Below are 20,597 nucleotides of genomic sequence, written 5' to 3' on the forward strand. Positions count from 1 at the left end.
GTCTGACCTGGTCCAACAGCGTTTCGGCGATCTCCCTCGCACGTTTCTCATCAGTAGAGAGGCAATCGGGCCGCTATCTCCGTGCCGCCGCCCTCGCGCCGTCCCGCCGTACAGGTGCCGCCGGTCTCGGCCGCGCGCTCCCGCATGGAGGTCAGTCCCACCCCGGCGGGCGGCGACGGCGGCAGGCCCACCCCGTCATCGGAGACCACCACGCGCAGCTCCCCGTCCGCGCGGGCCAGCCGCACCAGGCAGGCAGTGGCCTCCGCGTGCCTGCGGACGTTCGTCAGCGCCTCCTGGACGATCCGGTAGACCGCCACCTCGACCGCCGCGGGCAGCCCGTCGAGCGAGCCCTCCACGACCACGTCCACGCGCGGCCCGGGGGCCTGGCCGAAGAAGCGCAACGCCCCCTCCAGGCCTAGATCGTCGAGGGCCGGCGGGCGCAGGCCGTAGACCAGCTCCCGCACCGACACGATCGTCGAGGTCATCTCCTCGCGCACCCGCATCAGCAGCGGCGCCACCGACTCGGGGTCGCGCGCGAGCCGCCGCCGCGCCTCGTCGATCGTCATCGTGACGCTGGTCAGCGCGGGACCGAGCCCGTCGTGCAGCTCCCTGCCGAGCCGCCGCCGCTCCTCGTCGCGGGTGGCCCTGATGCGCTCGCGCGAGCGCATCAGATCGGTGGTCAGGCGTACGGCGTGCGCCAGCTCGGCCAGGTGCCTGGCCAGCACGGACAGCGGCTCCCTGCCCTGCCTCGCGCCGTTGAGCAGCAGCCGGCCGACGGGCTCGCCGTGCCAGTCGAGCGGCACCGCCTTCGGCTCCTCGCCCAGCTCGCCGTCCACGATCGTGACCGCGCCCTCGATCTCGACGGCCGCCCCTCGCGCGCCGAGCGCCCATCTGACCACCGAGGTCGCGGTGGCCAGCGCCTCGGCGGGGTCGCCTGCCTCCTGCACGGTACGGCTGAGCCGGTCGGCCGCCCGGTAGGGGTTGCGCTCGACGTCGAACAGGCGGTCCACGGCCTGCTGGAGGCGCTGCCGTACGGGGTGGAAGAGCGCGCCCACCAGCATCGCCGCCACCAGTCCCGCGACCGGGCCGTAGGAGCCCACCAGGTGGTCGCCGAGCCAGATCAGCGCGGCGTAGACGACGCCCACGACGACCGCGAGCGCGCCGTACACCAGGGTCCTGTTGAGGATGATCTGGATGCCGTACAGCTGGTGACGCAGCACGGCCGCGACGACAGAGATCGGGATGCCGCCGGCCAGCAGCAGGTGCAGGGCGACCAGGACGGGGTCGTCGCCGCGCACCAGCCAGAAGCCGACGAACGCCCCCATCGTGACCGCGTACCAGGCGATCTGCCTGCGCAGCTCGGGGCCCGCCGCCCGGTAGCGGAAGCCGAGCGAGGCCAGGCCCAGCACCGACAGAGCCATCATCGGCGGGGTGATCCACGACTCGACGGTCTCGGGGATCGAGCCGAGCGCCTCGACGCCGAACGGGTTGACGAAGCCCTCGATCTCGATCTCGAAGCCAGCGTCGGGGCTCAGGCCGAGCATGAGCGAATGGCCGACCATCAGGAACAGGTTGCCGTAGAGCACCCACCGCCACCCCCTGGACGGCAGCCGCCCGTCGGGGAAGAGCAGCGGCATGATCCCGATGAACGTCGGCACCGTCCACAACCACAGCCACAGCGCCAGCCAGCCGAGGTAGGGCACGTACGGCCCAGGGGCGAACGCGGTCAGCCAGTGGGTGCCGGCGAAGGCGAGGCTGTAGACCGCCCACACCACGCCGGTGCCCCACATGATCCACAGGAACGGCAGCCGCGGCCTGCGCGCGATCAGGAACGCCGCGGCGACGGGGAAGAGCAGCGCGATGGGGTCGACGCCCTCCATCGACAGGGCCCACGGCACCTGCTCGGCCAGCCACCACGACGTCAACGCCGCCGCGGGCGAGAACACCGCGCCCGCCCAGGCGATCCAGCGCATCACTCCGCACCCTCCTCGGCCTTGAGCGGCAGCCGCGCGACCACCTCGGTGCCGCCGCCCGGCCGGCCCGTGACCGCGCAGTCGCCGCCCACCTCGGCCGCGCGCTCGCGCATCGAGGCCAGCCCCACCCCGCTGCGCCGCTGCTCGGGCAGCCCGATCCCGTCGTCCGACACGGTCAGCCACAGCTCCTCCTGGCGCTCCAGCCGGATCAGGGCCGTGGTGGCGTGGGCGTGCCTGCGCACGTTCGTCACCGCCTCCTGCGCGATCCGGTAGGCGGCCACGCTCGTCGCGGAGGGCAGCCCGTTCACGGCGCCCGCCACGACCACGTCCACCCTCGGTCCAGGCCCGTCCGCCAGCGACCGCAGCGCGCCCTCCAGGCCCAGCTCCTCCAGCGCGGGCGGGCGCAGCCCGTAGACCAGGTCGCGCACGTCCCCGATCGCCTCGGTCATCTGGCTGCGCACCCTGTGGAGCAGCGGATCGACCGCCGCCGGGTCCCTGGTCAGGCGCAACCGCGCCTCGTCGACGGTCATCGCCAGGCTGGCCAGCGTGGGCCCGAGCCCGTCGTGCAGGTCCCTGCGCAGCCTGCGGCGCTCCTCCTCCCTGGTGGCCAGGATGCGCTCCCTTGAGCGCTGCAGATCGGCGGTCAGCCGTACGGCGTGGGCCACCTCGGCCAGATGCCTGACCAGCATGTCGAGCAGGCCGGGATCGGGCGGATCGCCCTTGAGCAGCAGGCGGCCCACCGGACGGCCGTGCCAGATCAGCGGCGTGGCCCGCTCCCCCGGCTCGCCGTCGCACACCCTGCGGACCGTGCCCTGGGACAGCAGCACCTCGACGGCCACGCCGTCGGCCTGGAGCGCCTGCCTGATCGCGGTCGCCGCGGACTCCAGCGCCTCGATCGGGCCGCTGGCCTGCTGGATGCTCTGGTTGAGGCGGTGGGCCACCCGGTACGGGTCGCGCTCGACCTTGAACAGCCGATCCGCGGCCTCCTGCAGGCGTTGCCGTACGGGGTGGAACAGCGCGCCCGCCGCCAGCGCGGCGACCAGGCCCGACCACGAGCCGAGGCCCGCCGCCACGGCGGTGATCCCGAAGTAGACGGCGCCGATCACCGCGGTGAGCACGGTGTAGACGAGTGTGCGGTTGACGATCAGGTCGATATCGTGGAGGCGGTGGCGCAGGACGGCGACCGCGACGGCGACCGGCATCGCGGCGATCGCGGCCGACTGGACGGCCGTCGCGAGCGGCGCGTCATCGAAGAAGGCGCAGCTCGCCACGATGACCAGCGGGTAGCCGAACCAGGCGACCTGCCTCCTGGTGTCCGCGTCGCCCCTGCGGTAGCGGTGCACGAGCGCCCCCACGCCCAGGAACGGGACCACCCCGACCACGGTCGGCAGCGCCGCAGCCGCTCCGGGGTCGGTCATCGCCACGGCGGCGAGCGCCAGGGGCCCGACAACCATGACGGCCGGCAGCGGGCCCCACGGCCGCGAAGGCGGCTTCCCGTCGGGGAAGGTCACCGCGAGCGGTCCCAACAGCAGCAGACCCACCTGCGGGCTCCACGCGTGCGGGCCGTGCGCGAATGTGTACACCGCCGACACCAGGCCCACGGCCAGCAGCAGCCGCGCGGTGAGTAGCCCGGGCCGCCGCCCGAGCAGGAACGCTCCAACGGGAGGGAACACCGCCCCCACGACCGCCTCCGCCGGCCGGAAGCCGGGGACGGCGAAGACGCCCAGCCAGCCCGCCGCGACGACCAGCAGCGGACCTAATGCCCCGAGCAGTTTTCTCCCCATATGTCGCGGATCCTAGGGCCGGGATGTCCCGTCGTCACGGGACAGGAGCCCTGTCCTATCGTGGGACAGGTGAAGCTCACGAAATTCGGCCATGCCTGCGTCCGCCTCGAGAAGGACGGCAAGGTCCTGGTCATCGACCCCGGTACGTTCACCGACGCCGCCGCCCTCGACGGCGCCGACGCCGTACTGATCACGCACAACCACTTCGACCACGCCGACCGCGACAAGCTGCTCACGCTGTCGCCCGAGGTCGAGGTGTGGACCTGCGAGGGAGTCGCCTCGGGCGCCGCCGAGGCGCTGCCCGCGAAGGTCCAGACGGTACGCCACGGCGACACCTTCGACACGGCCGGATTCGGCGTGAAGGTGTTCGGCGAGTGGCACGCCGCCAACCACCCCGACATGCCGGTCGTCGACAACGTCGGGTTCCTGCTGGACGAGGAGGTGTTCTACCCGGGGGACGCCTTCACGGTGCCGGACGCCTCCGTCGGGACGCTCCTGGTGCCCACGGGCGCGCCGTGGCTGAAGCTGGCAGAGGTCGTCGAGTACCTGCGCACGGTGAAGGCGGCACGCGCCTACTCCACGCACGACGCGCTCTACAGCGACCTGGGTCTCGGCCTGGTCGACAACTGGCTGAAGATGGAGGCGGACAAGCAGGGCGCCGACATCCGTCGCATCGCGGTGGGCGACTCCGTCACCCTGTCCTGACCTGTGCTGACCCGGCCCGCGCTGTCCTGACCCGCGCTGTCCTGACCTGCGCTGTCCTGACCTGCGTTCGCGGCGGGGTCAGGCGGCGGTGGCGATGGTGGCGGAGCCGATCACGGTGTCGCCCGAGTAGAGCACCGCAGCCTGGCCCGCCGCCACGCCCGTGGCCGGCTGGTCGAGCGTGATGACGACCGTGTTGTCGTCGCGGACCTCGAAGCGGCAGCCGTAGACCTCGCCGTGCGCACGCAACTGCACCGACAGCTCCCCGGTGGCCACGGGCCCGTTCCACACCGGACGGGTGCAGGTGATCTCGGAGACCCGCAGCGCCTCGCGAGGACCCACGGTCACGGTGTTCGACACCGGCTCGATCGACAGCACGTAGCGCGGCCTGCCGTCGGCGGTCGGGCGATCGATGTGCAGGCCCTTGCGCTGGCCGACCGTGAAGGCGTAGGCGCCCTCGTGCGCGCCGACGACCTCGCCCTCCTGGTCGACGATGCTGCCGGGCTCCTGGCCCAGGCGCTTGGCGAGGAAGCCCCTGGTGTCGCCGTCGGCGATGAAGCAGATGTCGTGGCTGTCGGGCTTGTCGGCGACGGTCAGGCCGCGCCTGGCGGCCTCCTCGCGCACCTCGGCCTTGGTGGAGTCGCCGAGCGGGAAGATCGCGTGGCTGAGCTGCTCCCTGGTGAGCACCCCCAGCACGTACGACTGGTCCTTGCCCTGGTCGACGCTCCTGGACAGCACGCCGTCGGTGAGCCTGGCGTGGTGGCCCGTGGCCACGGCGTCGAACCCGAGCGCCAGCGCCCGGTCGAGCACCGCCTCGAACTTGATCTTCTCGTTGCAGCGGAGGCAGGGGTTGGGCGTGCGGCCGGCGGCGTACTCGGCGACGAAGTCCTCGATCACGTCGCGCTGGAAGCGCTCGGCCATGTCCCAGATGTAGAACGGGATGCCGATGACGTCGGCGGCGCGGCGGGCGTCGCGGGAGTCCTCGATCGTGCAGCAACCCCTGGCCCCCGTGCGGTGGGATTGCGGATTGGCCGAGAGCGCCAGATGCACACCGGTGACATCGTGGCCCGCCTCGGCGATCCGAGCAGCGGCCACGGCGGAATCGACGCCGCCCGACATGGCGGCAAGCACACGCAGTCCCATGACGATTCGAGACTACCGTCTCGCCGACGCCCACTCGGCCCCCGTGTGCCCGGCACCCGCTCGACCGCCGAGCACACGGGCCCCCAGGGCCATCGCCGTCACCTCGCCCGTCGAACGCGGCTCGCCGTACCAGGCGCGAACAGCGAAGCCGCTTCGCCGTACAGGGCGGGAACGTCGCGCCCGGCTCGCCGTACCGGGCGGGAACGGAGAGTCGCGGGCCTTCGTGGTGCGAGAATGCTGGGCTATGCGACTGTTCGGGCGCAAGGACGAAGAAGAAGAGAGCGCCGAGGAGCCCGGCGACGGGCTGGCGGAGTTCTGGGACTGGTGGCGGGAGTCCAGGCCCAGGGTCGACGCGCTGGTCGAGGCGGGTGCGGCCGAGAGCCTGTCGGAGCTGATCGCCCCGGCCGTCACGGCGGTCCATCCCGGCCTGGTCTGGGAGGTCGCGCCCGGCAGGAAGGCGCAGCAGGCGCTGGTCGTGACCGCGGCGGGCGATCCCGAGCTGCGGTCGCTGGCGCACCGGTGGGCCAAGGCGGCGCCCGAGAGCGACGCGCTGTGGGAGTACCACCCCTCTCGCCAGGCCAACCCCGAGGCGATGGAGCTCACGCTCGACGTGGGCGGGTACGAGTTCGCCCTCGACAAGCTGCTGCTCGGCCTGCGGGTGCCGAGGGGCACCCCGCGCATGGACATCGCCGCCTTCCATCCCGTCTTCGTCATGCTCGACGAGGAGACGAGGATGGAGACGACGCTGCTCTCCCTCGACTGGCTGCTCGGCGAGGACGACGTGGCCAGGTGGGTCGGCGAGATCACACCCGCCACGTTCCAGCCGATCGACGCCGTCGAGGCCGTGCACCTGCCCTCGGTGATCGCCGACCTCGCCTCCGAGTACGCCGAGGAGCAGTGGGCGCTGCTGGAGGGCCAGACCGCGGGCGGCGCGCCGCTCATCGCGACGGCACGCTACCCGCTGAGGCCCGTCGACTACCCGCTCTACGACCAGCACATCCAGATCACGCTGCCCTACGCGAACGCCGACGAGAACGGCCTGCCCGTGGGCGAGTCGCTGGCGTCGCTGAGGGAGTTCGAGGAGCGGCTCGCCGCCCGCCTCGACCGGCTGCACGCCGACGGGGTGCTGGCCGCCCACCTCAGCGCCGAGAGCACGCGGGTCATCCACGTCTACGCCGACCCGACGGGCGAGGCGGCCATCCACGCCAAGGAGCTGATCGTGAGCTGGGAGGAGGGCCAGCCGCTGGTCGACGTCGTCACCGACCCGGGCTGGACCTCTGTCGCCCCGTTCCTCTCCTAGCGCGGCATGGCTGCCCTGGCACCGCCACGGCGGGCCGCACCGGTGCCGGTCAGTCAAAACCCCATCAAAAGTCCTTTGGACTGCCAGACGACTCCTCACCAGGTGGGCAGGGCTCACCAGAAGAGGAGATCCCACCATGAACTTCGTGGAGACGGCCAGACCGTACGTCCTGTCCCTGTTCCGTATCGTCGTCGCGCTGCTCTTCGCCTGCCACGGCGCGGCGAAGATCTTCGGCGTCCTCGGAGGCGAGAAGGTCCCTGCCGGTGTCTGGCCGCTGTGGTACGCGGGCATCATCGAGCTCGTGGGGGGCGGCCTGATCCTCCTCGGCCTCGCCACCCGGATCGTCGCGCTGATCTGCTCGGGCGAGATGGCCTTCGCGTACTTCACCGTCCATCAGCCGAGAGCCCTGTGGCCGCTGCAGAACGAGGGCGAGCTGGCGGCCGTCTTCTCCTGGTCGTTCCTGCTGATCGCGGTCCTGGGTCCAGGAGCGTGGGCTCTCGACACGTGGCTGGGCCGTCTCCGCAAACGAGCGCCCACCACACCCACCAGGACGGCCTGACCCGGCCCCACGCCGCGCTCCTTCGCCCGGGCGACCTGGAGGGTCACGCTCCGCTGGACGGGAGGCGGTCGAGCGCGATCCCGAAGTGGTCGAGGTAGGCGGGCAGCAGTTCGGCTTCCCGCAGGACGCGTTCCGTGCGCTCGCCGTACACGGTGTGGATCAGCTTGCGGCCGCTGATCGTGGTCCGCCCCTCGGCTGTGCGCATCGAGCAGACCGGCGACCTGGTGAAGTGCGACTCCGGCGAGGTCGTCTGCCACCAGCACGTCGGGACGAAGTCCGCCAGCTCATACGGCCGAGCGGTCAGCCGGTAGCCCTGGTCGCCCTTGTGCACGATGTCGAGGTCGCCGTCGCCGCTGGGAGCGGGCACGACCCGGAACACGCCCCCGTCGTCCTTCTGCTCCGAGCGTTCGTCGAGCCGCAACGGCTCGTCGGCGAAGTCACCGAAGCCGACGTCGACCAGCCACGGCTCGTCCAGATCCACGCGGAGCGCCAGGTGGTCGAAGAGCGGCCCCGGCCTGGCGCCGTGGAGGACCCGTGCGGCCAGCAGCGTCACCCGGTAGCCGAGCGCGGTCAGCAGCTCGGCGAACAGCCCGTTCAGCTCGTAACAGAAGCCACCGCGGCGGCGGTTGACGATCTTGTCGAACAGCGCCTCGGATTCGAGCGAGATCGGCTCGCCGAGATGGATGCTCAGATTCTCGAACGGCACCGCCCTCAGGTGAGCGAGCTGCAGGGCTCGCAGGCTCTGCGCGTCCGGCTCGGCCGGCCGGGTCGCGCCGAATCTGTCGAGGTAACGGGCGACGTGCGACTCCTTCATGGGGCAAGCAAACCATGCGCCGCGCGTGCCGCCGCTCACGAAGCAGAGCCGGCCGTCCTCCGTGCCGGGCACCGCTGGGCATCACCCATCGGGACGTCCCCCGCGAAAGGCTGGTGCGGTCAGCTGAGACCGGCCCGGCGAGCCCGTTCCACCGCCGCGGGAAGTACCTCGATCAGCCGGTCGACGTCCTCCTGGGTCGACGTGTGCCCGAGGGTGAAACGGAGCGATCCCCGGGCGGCCGCGGCGGGCGCGCCCATCGCCAGCAGCACGTGGGACGGCTGAGCCACCCCCGCCGAGCAGGCCGAGCCGGTCGAGCACTCCACGCCCTTGGCGTCGAGGAGCATCAGCAGCGCGTCGCCCTCGCAGCCGGGGAAGGAGAAGTGCGCGTTGCCCGGCAGCCGGTCGACGGGGTCGCCGTTGAGTATCACGTCGGGGACGGCCTGCCGTACGCGGTGAATGAGGTCGTGGCGCAGCGCGGTGAGGCGGGCGGCCTGCTCCCGCTGCCCCTTCACCGCGGTCTCCACGGCGGCGGCCAGCCCCGCGATCGCGGGGGCGTCGAGCGTGCCGGAGCGGACGTCGCGCTCCTGGCCCCCGCCGTGCAGGACGGAGACCGGCGTGACGCCGCGGGCCAGCAGCAGCGCGCCGATGCCCATGGGCCCGCCGACCTTGTGGCCGCTCAGGGTGAGCGCCTCGGCGCCCGAGTCGGCGAAGGAGACCGGCAGCATGCCGATGGCCTGGACGGCGTCGGTGTGGAAGGGGATGCCGTGGTCGCGCGCGATCGCCGAGAGCACGCGGATCGGCTGGACGGTGCCGACCTCGTTGTTCGCCCACATGACGCTGACCAGGGCGACGCTCTCGGGGTCGCGCTCGATGGCGGCGCGCAGCGTGTCAGGGTGGACCCTGCCCTCGGAGTCGACCTCGAGCAGCTCGACCTCGGCGCCCTGGCGGTCGGCCAGCCACCTGGCGGGGTCGAGCGCGGCGTGGTGCTCAACCGAGCTGATCAGGATACGCGCGCGGGGCGCGCGCGCCCAGTAGAGGCCCTTGACGGCGAGGTTGTCGGCCTCGGTGCCGCCCGCGGTGAAGACGACCTCGCTGGGCCGCGCCCCCAGGGCGTCGGCGATCGCCTCGCGGGACTCCTCGACCACCCGGCGAGCCTGTCGGCCGGCGGCGTGCAGCGACGATGCGTTACCCACGCGGCCGAGCTGTTGGGTCATCGCCTCGATGGCCTGGAGAAGCATCGGAGTGGTCGCCGCGTGATCGAGATAGGCCGGGCTCACCCGCTCAGAGTATCTCGTTTGCGACTGTACCGTCCAGACGGTACAGTAGAGGCATGAGGCGAGACGAGTTGCTTGACGCCGCGGAGGAGCTCCTCTGCGACCAGGGCTCGGCCGCGCTCACCCTCGCCGCCGTCGCCGACCGGGCCGGCGTGAGCAAGGGCGGGCTCCTCTACCACTTCAGCAGCAAGGAAGCCCTGATCAAGGGCATGGTCGAGCGGCTCATCGGAGAGTTCGACGACCTGCTGGCGGCCCAGCCGCACGACACGTACACCAAACGCTATCTGGGCGCCACGCTCGCGGCCGTCCGCTCGGGCCGGCTGCGACGCTGGGCCGTCGTGACGGGCGCCTCGGGCAACCTGTTCCTCCTCGCGCCGCTGCGCGACGCGATGGCCAGGTGGCACTGTGAGGGCCTGTCGGACGAGCCCGACCCGGTGGCCTCCCAGATCGTCCGGCTGGCATGCGAGGGGCTGTGGGACGTGGCCAGCCACGACCCCGGCCTCCACACCGAGAGCGAGCTCGTCGCCCTCGAGGCCCGCCTCCTCGCCCTGCTCTAGCACCCGGCGCCCAGAGAGCCGCAGGCCGCGCGCCTGACCGCGGCGCGCCCGCCTTCTCCCTTCCCCTGTATTCCCTGGTCCCCGGTGTTCCCCCGTTCCCTTCTTCTCCTGTTCCCTCGTTCCGCTGTCCCCCCGTTTCCGGACGGACGGCGCCCGGCCCGGCGTCGCTGCTCCGGCTGCCTTTTCCCTGAAAGCGGCGCCCTTCCCGGGGCGCCGTTCATGAACTGAACGGCGCCCCGATGGGCGCCCATCTGACGATCCGAGAGGTGTTGACGATGACCCGCGACCTGAGGACTGCCCGTTATGGGTCGATCCTCACTTTCGTCCTGGCTGGCTTGATGGTGGGCACGATGACCGTGCGCATCCCCGCGCTGACCGACAAACTCGGCCTGTCCGAGGCGACGGTCGGCGTGATCCTGCTCGTGTGGGGTCTGGGCGCGCTCGTGACCATGCAGTCGATGCGCGGGATCATGAGCCGCGCGGGCAGCCGGACGGTCCTGCGGGTCGGTGGCCCCGCCACCGCGCTCTCGCTGCTCGGCATGGCCTGCGCGCCGAACCTGCCGTCGCTCCTGGTGGCGGTCGCGGTCTTCGGCATGGCCTTCGGCACCGTCGACATCGCGATGAACGCCCAGGGCTCCACTGTCGAACAGGCCTACGGCAGGCCGCTGATGAACGGCATGCACGCGGGCTGGTGCGTCGGCGCGATCGCGGCGGGCGGCATCGGCAGCCTGTCGATCGCCCTCGGCCTGTCCTACACCGCGAACCTGTCGATCGTCGCGCTGCTCTCGCTCCCCCTTGCCGTGCTCATCGGCCGCACCTACCTGCCCGAGCCGCCCGTCGTGCGGACCACCGCCAAGGCGCGCAGGCGGCTGCCCGCCGTCGTCTACCTGCTGGGCGCGATCATGTTCTTCGCGTTCATGGTGGAGGGCACCGTCGCCGACTGGAACGGACTGTTCATGCGCGACGAGCTCGGCGCGCCCGAGGCCATCGCCGCGCTCGGCTACCCGATCTTCGAGGCCGGCATGCTCCTGGCCAGGCTCGGCGGTGACCGGCTGCGCTCGCGGTTCGGTGTGCGCGGCATGATGACCGTCTCGGGCGTGGCCACGGCCGTGACCTTCGCGATCGTGCTGACCGCCGCCACTCCGCTGATCGCCGTCGTCGCGATGTTCTTCGTCGGCCTCGGGGTCGCGACCATCTCGCCGATGACGCTGTCGCTGGCGGGCACCGCCACCGACAACCCCGGCCCCGCGATCGCCCAGGCGGGCGCGATGGGCTACGCGGGTCTGCTGCTCGGACCCGTGGCGATCGGCCTGATCAGCGACTTCACCTCGCTGCGGGTGGCGCTCGGCATCGCGGTCGTGCTCGGCGTGCTCATCGCGATCGCGGCCCGCTTCCTGCCCCGCCAGGAGACGACCACGATCACACCGGTCCACGTGGAGGAGCGCACCCCCGCGGGACTGGCCGCCTGACCCCAGGCGCCGCCTCCCAAAGCCGCGGCCCCGCATTAGCGCGGGGCCGCGCCTCCAGCGGTTCCGTCTCGGGGCCGGGCCGCGCCTCGAGCCGTTCCGTCTCGGGCGCGGGGCCGTGCTTCTGGCGGTTCCGTCTCGGGCGCGTGCGTGAGAGGCTCGGACGGTGACCGCCCGCTCCGAGCGCATGGACCTGGACGCCTACGTCGAACGCGTCAGGAACGGCCCCTGCTTCGTCTGCGCCATCGTCTCCGGCGACCCCGCCCACGACCTAGAGGAGATCCTCTACGAGGACGAGCGGCACCTGGCCTTCCTCGCCCGCTATCCCACGGTTCCCGGCTACACGCTCGTCTGCCCCAAGGCGCACGTCGAGCACGCCGTCAGGGACCTGGACGAGGACGCCTACCTCGCGCTGATGGCCGTGGTGCGCAGGGTCGCGCTGGCCGTGGAGGCGGTCGTCCCCTCGGAGCGGACCTACCTCCTCACGCTGGGCAGCCAGCAGGGCAACTCCCACCTGCACTGGCACATAGCCCCGCTGCCGCCCGGCACGCCGTACCACGAGCAGCAGTTCCACGCGCTGATGAGCGAGAACGGCCTGATCCCGTGGGACACCGAGCAGGCGGCCGCGCTGGGCGCCCGCATCCGGGCCGCCCTCGCAAGGTGAGCGACACGAAAGCCGCCTTCGCGAAGTGAGCGACGCGAAAGCCGCAAGTGACCGACACGAAAAGCGGCGGCCCCCCTGAGACAGGGGACCGCCGCTCCACGCGCCTACTTGCGCTTGCTGATCTCGTCCGCGAGCTGCGGGACGACCTGGTGCAGGTCGCCCACGACACCGAAGTCGGCGAGCTCGAAGATCGGCGCCTCCGGGTCCTTGTTGATCGCGACGATGGTCTTGGCCGTCTGCATGCCCGCCCGGTGCTGGATCGCACCCGAGATGCCGGCGGCGATGTAGAGCTGCGGCGAGACCGTCTTGCCCGTCTGGCCGACCTGGAACTGGTGCGGGTACCAGCCCGCGTCCGTGGCCGCGCGGGAGGCGCCCACAGCGGCGCCCAGGACGTCGGCGAGCCCCTCGATGATCGAGAAGTTCTCCGCCGATCCCACGCCACGGCCACCGGAGACGACGATGGCCGCCTCGGTGAGCTCGGGACGGGCGCCCTTCTCCTGCTTGACCCGCTCGACGATCTTCGAGGCCTTGGCGGCGTCCGACAGCGCGACCGAGACCTCCTCCTCGGTCCCCGCGGCCGGCGAAGGAGCGGGAGCGGTGGAGTTGGGGCGGACCGCGATGATCGGGGTGCCCTTGGTCACGCGCGAGTGGACGTTGACGCCGCCACCGAAGATGGACTGGTCGGCGACGAAGCCCTCGCTCAGGCCGACCGCGTCGGTGATGACACCGGAGTCGGTCTTGACGGCCAGGCGACCGGCGATCTCCTTGCCCTCCGCCGTGGCGGCGACGAGGACGGCCGCGGGCGCGGCCGAGCCGACCAGCTGCGCCAGCAGTTCGGCCTTGGGGGCGACGACGTGGTCGACGACGTCGGCGGAGCCCGCGACGTAGACCTTCTCCGCGCCGTACTCGGCCAGCCTGGCCTTGGCGTCGGCGGTGAAGCCGGGGCCTGCCCACACGGCCGAGGGGGTGCCGAGCGAGCGGGCCAGGGTCAGCAGCTCGAGCGTGACCTTCTTGACCTCGCCGTCGACCTGCTCAACGAGAACGAGAATCTCCGACATATCAGCTGTTCTCTCCCGTACTCAGATGAACTTCTTGGACGCGAGGAAGTCGGCGGCCTTGACGCCGCCATCGCCCTCGTCCTTGACGATCGTGCCCGCCGCGCGCGGAGGGGCCGCGGCGAAGTCGACGACCTCGGACCAGGCCGCACCGAGGCCGACCTGCGACGCGTCGATCTCGGCGTCCGCCACGCCCATCGTCGCGACCGGCTTCTTCTTGGCCGCCATGATGCCCTTGAAGGAGGGGTAACGCGGCTCGTTGATCTTCTCGACCACGGAGACGACGGCGGGCAGCGTGGCCTCGACCTTGTCGTAGCCGTAGTCGGTCAGGCGCTGGATGGAGATCGAGGAACCGTCGATGTCCACCTTGTTGGCCAGCGTGAGCTGCGCGGCGCCCAGGCGCTCGGCCAGCATCGCGGCCAGCACGCCGGTCCGCGCGTCGGTCGACTCCGAACCGAGGATGACCAGGTCGAAACCGATCTTCTTCAGCGTCTGGGCCATCGCGTAGGAGGTCGAGAGCGCGTCCGAGCCGTGCAGGGCGTCGTCGGTCAGGTGGACCGCCTTGTCCGCGCCCATGGCCAGGGCCTTGCGGATGGTCTCGGTGGCCTTGCCGGGGCCCATGGTGAGGACGGTCACTTCACCGCCGTGGGCCTCCTTGAGCTTCAGGGCCTCCTCGACCGCGTACTCGTCAAGCTCGTTGACGACGCCGTCGGCGGCGTCGCGGTCGAGCGTCTTGTCATCGGACCGGAGCTTGCGCTCGGTCGCCGTGTCGGGGACCTGCTTCACGCAGACGACGATGTTCATGGCCGGTGGCCGACCTCCCGTAATCGCATGCTCGGATGAGTGCTGTCCAGACTGCCAGACTGCCCAGGGCCCCACTCCACGGCCCCTTGGGTCGCCATGTTACCCATGGGTAGCTTTGACGCAAACCCGCAGGTGGCCCCACCATACCGAACTTTGTTCCGGAATCCCGCTATGGCCCCCATCGCATATCGCGATCAGGCGTTGAGCAGGAAGACCACTCCCACGACCAGCGCAGTGCCGGCGAAGAGCGCCAGCGTGAACGGGCTGAAGAGGGTGCTGAGCACCAGCCACAGCGCCACCACCCCGGCCACCGACGACAGGTCGGTCACCATGCGGCGGATCCTGAACAGGCCGCGCGAGAGCAGCGCGACCGCCGCGTCGCCGACCACGATCAGAGAGTAGGACGCGAGCAGCAGCAGCGACGCCTCGGGCAGCGGTGTCCTGGCCGCCGCCGCCAGCAGGGCGACGAAGATGCCCGAGCCGATCACCCACCGCCTGCGGATCTTCTCCCTGTGGCGGGCGCGCGCCTCGTCCGTCGTGGGCCGCCCGGGCCGCCACTCCCTCGTGGACAGGTCGTGCAGGTCGGCATGGCCCTGAGTGGGCTCCACCCGCCGGCCCCCGGCGAAGACGCCGCCCAGCCCACCGGAAGGGCCGCCCGCCTCGAGGAACGCCCCCGGCTCGGGCCCCAGGGCGCCGGGGAAGGGCTCCGGTCCCGCCGGGCCCGCCGCTCCCATGGCGCTCGGCGTGGGGCGCCGGGCCGTACCGCTCAGGCCTCTGACGCCGTGGCGCCCGCGGGAAGGCGTGTCGACGCCGAGCCTGGCGCAGATCTGCGCGGCCGTCGGCCGCGCGGCGGGGTCACGCAGCAGGCATTCGCGCAGCAGCGGCTCCAGCCAGGCGGGCACCCCCTCGAGATCGGGCTCGTGATGGACGACCCGGTAGGCGATGGCCGACAGCGGGCCCGTGCCGTACGGCTGGCGCCCCGTGGCCGCGTAGGCCAGCGTGGCGGCGAAGGAGAACACGTCGGCCGGAGCGCCGGTCTCCTGCCCTTCGAGCACCTCGGGCGCCAGGTAACCGGGCGTGCCGACCACCGCGCCCGAGGCGGTGACAGACAGCGAGTCGAGCGCCGAGGCGATGCCGAAGTCGATCACCACGGGCTCGCCCTCGGCCATCATGACGTTGGCGGGCTTGAGGTCCCTGTGCACCACGCCCGCGTCGTGGATGGCCGTCAGCGCCTGCGCCAGCCCCTTGGCCAGGCGGCGCAGATCCGTCACGGGCACCGGCACGACGCTGAGCGGCCGCCCCTGGACGTAGCGGGTCACGAGGTAGGGCCGCTCGCCCGACATCGAGGCGTCGAGCACCTCGGCCACGTACGGCCCCTCCACCAGGCGCATCGTCTCGACCTCGCGCTCGAGCCTGGTCAGGGCGGAGGCGTCGGCGGCGACGTGCGGGTGCAGGACCTTGACCGCGACGGTGCGGCCCTCGGGGTCGAGCGCGAGGTGGACCTCGCCGAACCCGCCCGAACCGAGCGGGGAGAGAAGGCGGTAGGGGCCGAGATGCTCACCGTCAGGCTCGCTCATGTCTCCATAGTGCCCCGCGGAGGGGCCGGAGACCACGTCATGACCAGGGTGAGAGGAAGCCGAGTCCGAGGCTCGTCATGAGGGAGTCGATGAGCCCCGTGATGAGTCCGGTCACGCTGTCCTTCGCGGTGCGGGTCAGCTCCCTCACCACGTCGGAGGGCTGCTCCCACGGATGCCAGGTAGGCGCCTGCCCCATCGCGAACAGCACAGCGAGCAGCGCGGCGGTGCCGACGACCAGCGCGACCACGAGCCCTGCCCCTGGACTGCGGATGACGCCGGTCAGCGTGCGGGTGACGGCCTTGCGCGGCGCTCCCCCTCCGGGCAGCACGAACAGCCCCGCCGCGAAGGCACCGGCCGCGTAGGCCACCGCCTGGTCGCTGTGGATCTGCAGGGCGTAGTGCAGCACGCCCCACACGCACACGCCCCACAGGATCGACAGCGGGACCTGCACCAGCGACACCAGAGTCGCCTTGATCAGCGCCCATGGCGTGCCGAGCAGGATCAGCGCGGGATCGGCCGCGCTGCTGCCCCGCAACTGGCGGCGCGAGACGAGGTCACCGAAGAGGTACTCGCCCACGCGCAGCACCAGCGCGATCACCACGGCCGCGGCGCCGGCCATGACCGGCATCATGACCGCGAGCGCGACCAGCAACGTCAGCAGCAGCGCCGCGATGAGCGGATGCCCCACGCGGTACCTCGGCCGATCGGCCTGCGGCGGCGTGTAAGGCCGCGGCTGGACGGCGGGCTGGGGCGGCCTGACCGCCGCCCGCTGCTGCTGCGGCGAAGGCGCGGGGTAGCCCGCGACCCGCTGGTCGGGGTACGGCGGTGGCGGCTGGTACGGCGGCACGTTCGCCGGCACGTACGGCGGCGGCTTCGGCTCCTTGCGCTGCCTGTGCTCCTTGCGGGGCTGCGGCTCGGGGCGCGGCGGCTTGGCGTACTCGACCGGCGGCAGCAGGTCGGAGAAGCTGTCGTCGGAGACGAGCGTCCTGGTCCTGCCGACCGGCGGCGACTCCAGGACCCGCGTGCCGTTCGGCGGCGTCTCGTTGAAGGCCGTCACCGAGGGGTCGAGCGCGCGCGCCATGCGCAGCAGTTCCTGCGCGGTGGGCCTGGCCTTGGGGTCGACCGCCAGCGCCCTGCTCAGCCAGCCGCGCAGCCACGCGGGCGCCTTGTCGAGCTGCGCCCGCCCCTCCATGATGTTGAAGCAGATGACCTCGAACGTGCCCGTGCCGAACGGCGGCGCGCCCACCGCGGCGAAGAAGACCGTGGAGGCCAGCGCGTGCACGTCGGCCGCCTGGGTGATCTCCGTGTCGCGGATGATCTCAGGCGCGAGGTAGCCGGGCGTGCCGACGAACATGCCCGTCTGGGTCAGCCTGGTGGCGTTGACCAGGTGCGCGATGCCGAAGTCGATGACCAGGGGCTCGCCGTCGACCAGCATGACGTTGGACGGCTTGAAGTCGCGGTGGATGACGTCGGCGGCGTGGATGGAGACGAGCGCGGCGCACAGTCCCTGTGCCAGCCTGATCAGCTGCGCCGCGGGCAGCGGCCCCTCGGCGAGCACCGTCTCCTCGAGCGTGCGCCCGGGGGCGAATCTCGTCACCACGTACGGCTGCCCGCCGACCAGCTCGGCGTCGAGCACCTCGGCGACGTGCCGGCTGCGCACCCTGCGCATGGTCTCGACCTCGCGGGTCAGCCGGTCGCGCGCCTTCAGGTCCGCCGCGACGTGGGGGTGCAGCACCTTGATGGCGACCTCGCGCCCCTCCTCGTCGAGCCCGAGGTGGACAACCCCCATGCCACCCTCGCCGATCTTCCTGACGAGCCTGTAGGGACCGAGACGCTCGGGCGCCTGGGTGTTGCCAGTGCTCATCTACTCATCCCCCTCCTTGGCCCGCCTTCCCCCGCAGCTCCATCAGCTGGTCCGTGAGCCAACTCACCTCGACGGGCGCCCATACCGACTTCCTACCCAATTCGGGCACCGTGCCGAACGCCAGGACCAGCGAGAGCGCGGCGCCGACGGCGAGCACGCCGGCGGTCACCATGGCCACCGTACGCGACGGAACCAGTGAGGCGAGCGTCCTGCGCATCTGCCGCCCGGGGGCCTCGACCCCGGGACCGGCGCAGACCGTCCACAGCGCGACCGCTCCACCCCAGGCCAGCGCGTTGGCCAGCGGCATCGAATGGACCAGCACGGTGAGCAGCAGGGTGACGGGCAGACCGAGGATCAGCGCGTACGGCACCAGCGCGGCCGTGATGCCGATCGACTTCAGCAGCGCGGCGGGCTGGGCGAACACGCGGACCACGTCCGCCGCCGCCGAACCCGTCGAGCGCCTGGCGTTGAGCTGCGGCTGGGCCAGGTCGGCGGCGCGCAGCAGCACGGCGAACGGGATCGCCACCGCGCTCACCACCAGCGGGGCGAGCACGGCCAGCACGATCATGATGACGAGCAGCATGGCGCCCGCCACGCCGTACGCCTTGGAGCGCTGCAACGCGAGGCCGGGCGGCGCGCCGGGAATGCGCGGCTCGCGCCAGGTCTCGGGGTCGTGCCCCGAGACGTTCGCCTGCGGGTACTGCTGGCCGTAGGGCGGCTGGGCGCCACGAGGGTAGTCGGGCGCTTCGGGGCGCACCCTGCGGGTCGGGATGTCACCGTCACGCTGGTACGGCCGCGCCTGCGGCGGCACGCCCTGGTAACCGCCGGCCGGCCCGCCCTGAGCGGGGAAGCCCTGCGAAGGGCCGCCCTGGGCCGGGAATCCACCCGAGGGGCCGCCTTGGCCAGGGTGGCCACCCGAAGGGCCTTGGGCCGGGCGGCTACCGGAAGGCCCGCTCTGAGCAGGAGGGCCACTCTGCGGGCCGCCCTGCGCGGGGAAACCACCCGCCGAGGGGAAGCCGCCGGACGGACTCGGCGCACCCGGAGGGGCGTGCGGCGCGCTGTGGTTGCCCTGGTTACCCGGCCACGGGCGGCTCGAGGGTGGTTCGGGAGCGGCCTTGGTCGGCGCGTCCCACGGGTGCGCGGGCACGCCGCCCTCCTCGCGCATCTGCCGCAGCTCCTCGGGCGTCACACGCCTGGTCGGCCACGGGTCGCCCCCGGTCGTCGAGTGCTCGCCCGCCTGCCCCTGACCCGCGGGAGCGGGACCGCCCGAAGCGGGACCGGCCGCGCCATGGCCGCCCGTGGCGGGACCTCCAGGACCCTGACCACCGGTGCCGGGACCCGCCGTGCCCTGACCACCGGTGCCCTGCCCCCCTGTGGCGGGGCCTGCCTGGCCGTGGCCGCCGGTCGCTGGGGGCTGGTTGCCGAGCAGGGAGACGAACTCCTGGCTGCCGGGGGCGGCGGCGCCCGGCACGGGTGCGGCGCCGCCGTACGGCCCAGGGGCGGCCGGCTGCCCGAGCGGCGGGCGAGCGGGCGGGATCGCGGGCGTGGGGACGTCGGCGGGGTCGATGACGGGACGCGACCCAGGACGGTCCGGCCTGGGCACCGTGGAGATCTCGTCGGCCACCTTGGCGGGCCCCGGCAGCAGCCTCGCGGTCTGCTCGGCCAGGTCGGCCGCCTTGGGCCGCTTGGCGGGATTGCGCTGGAAGGCCGCCTTGAGCAGCGGCTGCAGCTCGCGCGGCGCCGCCGACACCTCGGCCTTGCCCGCGGTGATGTTATAGAAGATCATCTCCAGCGTGCCCTTGCCGAAGGGCGGCTGGCCGGTCGCGGCGTACAGCAGCGTGCCCGCCCACGCGTGGACGTCGACCTCGGGACCCGCCTCGTGCCCCTCGATGATCTCGGGGGCGAGGTAGCCGGGCGTGCCGATGAACATGCCGGTCTGGGTCAGCCTGGTCGCGTCGACCGCCTGCGCGATGCCGAAGTCGATCAGGACGGGGTCGCCGTCGAGGATCAGCACGTTGCCGGGCTTGAGGTCGCGGTGGATCACGCCGACGGAGTGGACGGCGGCCAGCGCCGAGGCCACCCCGTGTGCCACGCGGACCAGCGCGGGCAGCTCCAAGGGACCGTCCTGCTTGACGACCTCGTCGAGGGGACGGCCCGGCACGTAACGGGTGACGATGTAGGGACGGTGTCCCGTGACGTCGGCGTCCAGCACCTCGGCGATGTACTTGCTGCGCACTCGCCGCATCGTGTCGACCTCGCGCGAGAGCCGCCGCCTGGCGACGTCGTCGCCGGCGACCTCTGCTCGCAGGACCTTGACCGCCACCTGCCGCCCCTGCGGGTCGACAGCGAGGTGGACAACGCCCATGCCACCTTCACCGAGCCGCCTGAGCAGTCGGTAGGGGCCTAGTCGGTCATCGTTCATGGCATGCAGCACCATACTGGCTCAAACCCCGCCCACGAGATGAACCACGAGGTCACATTCCCACTGGTGTAACGTCCGAAGTGGCCCCATAGGTTTCCAATCAACAGTCTCGCATTGGTCTCAGTTCGCCAGATCGAGGACCTCCGCGGCCTTCAGTCCGGCCAGAGCGGCCCCCCGCAGGGCGAGCTTCGAGCGCCGCACGCCGCTGCCGATGACCACCTCGGGATGCGCCGCCACCCTGCTGTCGACGAGGATCGGCCAGTCGTCGGGCAGGCCGAGCGGAGTGATGCCGCCGTACTCCATGCCCGTGAGCGAGACCGCGTCGTCCATGGGGGCGAAGCTGATCTTGCGCGCGTCGAGCCGTCTCCTGATCACACCGTTGACGTCGGCCTTCGTCGTGGCGAGCACCATGCAGGCGGCATAGCGCACCTCGCCGCCGCGCCTGCCCGCCACCACCACGCAGTTGGCCGAGGCGTCGAGCGCCACGCCGTACCGCTCGCAGAAGGCGGCGGTGTCGGCCAGCTCGGGATCGATCTCGGCCACCCGCACCTCCTCCTCCATCTCACGTACGGCCCGCGCCACCGGTTCGGCGAGCAGGTCGATCCGGTCGAGAGCCGGAACCCATTGCACGTCCATGGG

General features: G+C 72.1%; 17 protein-coding genes. 6 read left to right on the forward strand and 11 right to left on the reverse strand.

The window, feature by feature from the left end; translation table 11 throughout:
* Nucleotides 1-50 precede the first annotated feature (50 nt).
* Complete coding sequence (locus H4W81_RS28650) at nucleotides 51-1,973, reverse strand: sensor histidine kinase (RefSeq protein ID WP_192777663.1); 1,923 nt, start codon at nucleotides 1,971-1,973, stop codon at nucleotides 51-53.
* The gene (locus H4W81_RS28655; protein ID WP_225958832.1) at nucleotides 1,973-3,757 is read right to left on the reverse strand and encodes a sensor histidine kinase; all 1,785 of its coding nucleotides are present in this window, start codon (nucleotides 3,755-3,757) and stop codon (nucleotides 1,973-1,975) included. The genes H4W81_RS28650 and H4W81_RS28655 overlap by 1 nt, the downstream gene beginning before the upstream one ends.
* Before the next feature lie 69 nt (nucleotides 3,758-3,826).
* On the opposite strand from H4W81_RS28655, the gene H4W81_RS28660 reads away from it, so the two are divergent.
* Nucleotides 3,827-4,462: an MBL fold metallo-hydrolase gene (locus H4W81_RS28660; protein WP_192777664.1), complete on the forward strand. Its 636-nt coding sequence runs from the start codon at nucleotides 3,827-3,829 to the stop codon at nucleotides 4,460-4,462.
* Nucleotides 4,463-4,540: 78 nt separating this feature from the next.
* On the opposite strand, the gene mnmA is transcribed toward H4W81_RS28660, so the two are convergent.
* Nucleotides 4,541-5,602, reverse strand: a complete 1,062-nt coding sequence (mnmA, locus tag H4W81_RS28665) for a tRNA 2-thiouridine(34) synthase MnmA (RefSeq protein WP_192777665.1) — start codon at nucleotides 5,600-5,602, stop codon at nucleotides 4,541-4,543.
* Between the two features lie 244 nt (nucleotides 5,603-5,846).
* Between mnmA and H4W81_RS28670 the strand changes: the two genes are divergently transcribed.
* Together H4W81_RS28670 and H4W81_RS28675 are read left to right on the forward strand one after the other, a co-directional pair.
* Nucleotides 5,847-6,902 carry a DUF695 domain-containing protein gene (locus H4W81_RS28670; RefSeq protein ID WP_192777666.1) on the forward strand — a complete coding sequence of 352 codons (1,056 nt, stop codon included), beginning with the start codon at nucleotides 5,847-5,849 and terminating at the stop codon, nucleotides 6,900-6,902.
* A 136-nt stretch (nucleotides 6,903-7,038) separates the two neighbouring features.
* A complete protein-coding gene (locus H4W81_RS28675) occupies nucleotides 7,039-7,461 on the forward strand; it encodes a DoxX family protein (protein ID WP_192777667.1) in 423 nt (140 codons plus the stop codon).
* A 43-nt stretch (nucleotides 7,462-7,504) separates the two neighbouring features.
* Here the strand turns inward: H4W81_RS28675 and H4W81_RS28680 are convergent, their stop codons facing one another.
* Together H4W81_RS28680 and H4W81_RS28685 are read right to left on the reverse strand one after the other, a co-directional pair.
* A complete protein-coding gene (locus H4W81_RS28680; RefSeq protein ID WP_192777668.1) occupies nucleotides 7,505-8,275 on the reverse strand; it encodes an arylamine N-acetyltransferase family protein in 771 nt (256 codons plus the stop codon).
* Between the two features lie 119 nt (nucleotides 8,276-8,394).
* A complete protein-coding gene (locus tag H4W81_RS28685) occupies nucleotides 8,395-9,552 on the reverse strand; it encodes a cysteine desulfurase family protein (RefSeq protein ID WP_192777669.1) in 1,158 nt (385 codons plus the stop codon).
* Between the two features lie 53 nt (nucleotides 9,553-9,605).
* Here H4W81_RS28685 and H4W81_RS28690 point away from each other — a divergent pair, with 53 nt between their 5' ends.
* From H4W81_RS28690 to H4W81_RS28700, 3 genes are all read left to right on the forward strand, one after another.
* Nucleotides 9,606-10,106 carry a TetR/AcrR family transcriptional regulator gene (locus H4W81_RS28690; RefSeq protein ID WP_192777670.1) on the forward strand — a complete coding sequence of 167 codons (501 nt, stop codon included), beginning with the start codon at nucleotides 9,606-9,608 and terminating at the stop codon, nucleotides 10,104-10,106.
* Nucleotides 10,107-10,456: 350 nt separating this feature from the next.
* Nucleotides 10,457-11,575, forward strand: a complete 1,119-nt coding sequence (locus tag H4W81_RS28695; RefSeq protein WP_225958833.1) for an MFS transporter — start codon at nucleotides 10,457-10,459, stop codon at nucleotides 11,573-11,575.
* A 163-nt stretch (nucleotides 11,576-11,738) separates the two neighbouring features.
* On the forward strand, nucleotides 11,739-12,236 hold the full coding sequence (locus tag H4W81_RS28700; protein WP_318782011.1) for an HIT family protein: 498 nt from the start codon (nucleotides 11,739-11,741) through the stop codon (nucleotides 12,234-12,236).
* 104 nt (nucleotides 12,237-12,340) lie between these two features.
* Here the strand turns inward: H4W81_RS28700 and H4W81_RS28705 are convergent, their stop codons facing one another.
* From H4W81_RS28705 to H4W81_RS28730, 6 genes are all read right to left on the reverse strand, one after another.
* Nucleotides 12,341-13,294, reverse strand: coding sequence for an electron transfer flavoprotein subunit alpha/FixB family protein (locus H4W81_RS28705; protein ID WP_192777672.1), 954 nt, complete (start codon nucleotides 13,292-13,294; stop codon nucleotides 12,341-12,343).
* Nucleotides 13,295-13,315: 21 nt separating this feature from the next.
* The gene (locus H4W81_RS28710; RefSeq protein WP_192777673.1) at nucleotides 13,316-14,095 is read right to left on the reverse strand and encodes an electron transfer flavoprotein subunit beta/FixA family protein; all 780 of its coding nucleotides are present in this window, start codon (nucleotides 14,093-14,095) and stop codon (nucleotides 13,316-13,318) included.
* A gap of 194 nt (nucleotides 14,096-14,289) precedes the next feature.
* Nucleotides 14,290-15,672 carry a serine/threonine-protein kinase gene (locus H4W81_RS28715; protein WP_192777674.1) on the reverse strand — a complete coding sequence of 461 codons (1,383 nt, stop codon included), beginning with the start codon at nucleotides 15,670-15,672 and terminating at the stop codon, nucleotides 14,290-14,292.
* 37 nt (nucleotides 15,673-15,709) lie between these two features.
* The gene (locus tag H4W81_RS28720) at nucleotides 15,710-17,536 is read right to left on the reverse strand and encodes a serine/threonine-protein kinase (RefSeq protein WP_192777675.1); all 1,827 of its coding nucleotides are present in this window, start codon (nucleotides 17,534-17,536) and stop codon (nucleotides 15,710-15,712) included.
* A 4-nt stretch (nucleotides 17,537-17,540) separates the two neighbouring features.
* Complete coding sequence (locus H4W81_RS28725) at nucleotides 17,541-19,973, reverse strand: serine/threonine-protein kinase (RefSeq protein ID WP_318782012.1); 2,433 nt, start codon at nucleotides 19,971-19,973, stop codon at nucleotides 17,541-17,543.
* A 105-nt stretch (nucleotides 19,974-20,078) separates the two neighbouring features.
* Nucleotides 20,079-20,594 carry a YbaK/EbsC family protein gene (locus H4W81_RS28730; protein WP_192777677.1) on the reverse strand — a complete coding sequence of 172 codons (516 nt, stop codon included), beginning with the start codon at nucleotides 20,592-20,594 and terminating at the stop codon, nucleotides 20,079-20,081.
* Between the last annotated feature and the right edge of the window lie 3 nt (nucleotides 20,595-20,597).

The sequence above is a fragment of the Nonomuraea africana genome (assembly GCF_014873535.1).
Lineage (GTDB): Bacteria > Actinomycetota > Actinomycetes > Streptosporangiales > Streptosporangiaceae > Nonomuraea > Nonomuraea africana.

Bases quoted from the DNA above. Each gene is read 5' to 3' on its own strand.
- H4W81_RS28730 (WP_192777677.1), bottom strand. From the start codon at position 20,594: ATGGACGTGCAATGGGTTCCGGCTCTCGACCGGATCGACCTGCTCGCC.
- H4W81_RS28710 (WP_192777673.1), bottom strand. From the start codon at position 14,095: ATGAACATCGTCGTCTGCGTGAAGCAGGTCCCCGACACGGCGACCGAG.
- H4W81_RS28715 (WP_192777674.1), bottom strand. From the start codon at position 15,672: ATGAGCGAGCCTGACGGTGAGCATCTCGGCCCCTACCGCCTTCTCTCC.
- H4W81_RS28655 (WP_225958832.1), bottom strand. From the start codon at position 3,757: ATGGGGAGAAAACTGCTCGGGGCATTAGGTCCGCTGCTGGTCGTCGCG.
- mnmA (WP_192777665.1), bottom strand. From the start codon at position 5,602: ATGGGACTGCGTGTGCTTGCCGCCATGTCGGGCGGCGTCGATTCCGCC.
- H4W81_RS28675 (WP_192777667.1), top strand. From the start codon at position 7,039: ATGAACTTCGTGGAGACGGCCAGACCGTACGTCCTGTCCCTGTTCCGT.
- H4W81_RS28720 (WP_192777675.1), bottom strand. From the start codon at position 17,536: ATGAGCACTGGCAACACCCAGGCGCCCGAGCGTCTCGGTCCCTACAGG.
- H4W81_RS28670 (WP_192777666.1), top strand. From the start codon at position 5,847: ATGCGACTGTTCGGGCGCAAGGACGAAGAAGAAGAGAGCGCCGAGGAG.
- H4W81_RS28650 (WP_192777663.1), bottom strand. From the start codon at position 1,973: ATGCGCTGGATCGCCTGGGCGGGCGCGGTGTTCTCGCCCGCGGCGGCG.
- H4W81_RS28695 (WP_225958833.1), top strand. From the start codon at position 10,457: ATGACCGTGCGCATCCCCGCGCTGACCGACAAACTCGGCCTGTCCGAG.
- H4W81_RS28690 (WP_192777670.1), top strand. From the start codon at position 9,606: ATGAGGCGAGACGAGTTGCTTGACGCCGCGGAGGAGCTCCTCTGCGAC.
- H4W81_RS28705 (WP_192777672.1), bottom strand. From the start codon at position 13,294: ATGTCGGAGATTCTCGTTCTCGTTGAGCAGGTCGACGGCGAGGTCAAG.
- H4W81_RS28725 (WP_318782012.1), bottom strand. From the start codon at position 19,973: ATGGTGCTGCATGCCATGAACGATGACCGACTAGGCCCCTACCGACTG.
- H4W81_RS28680 (WP_192777668.1), bottom strand. From the start codon at position 8,275: ATGAAGGAGTCGCACGTCGCCCGTTACCTCGACAGATTCGGCGCGACC.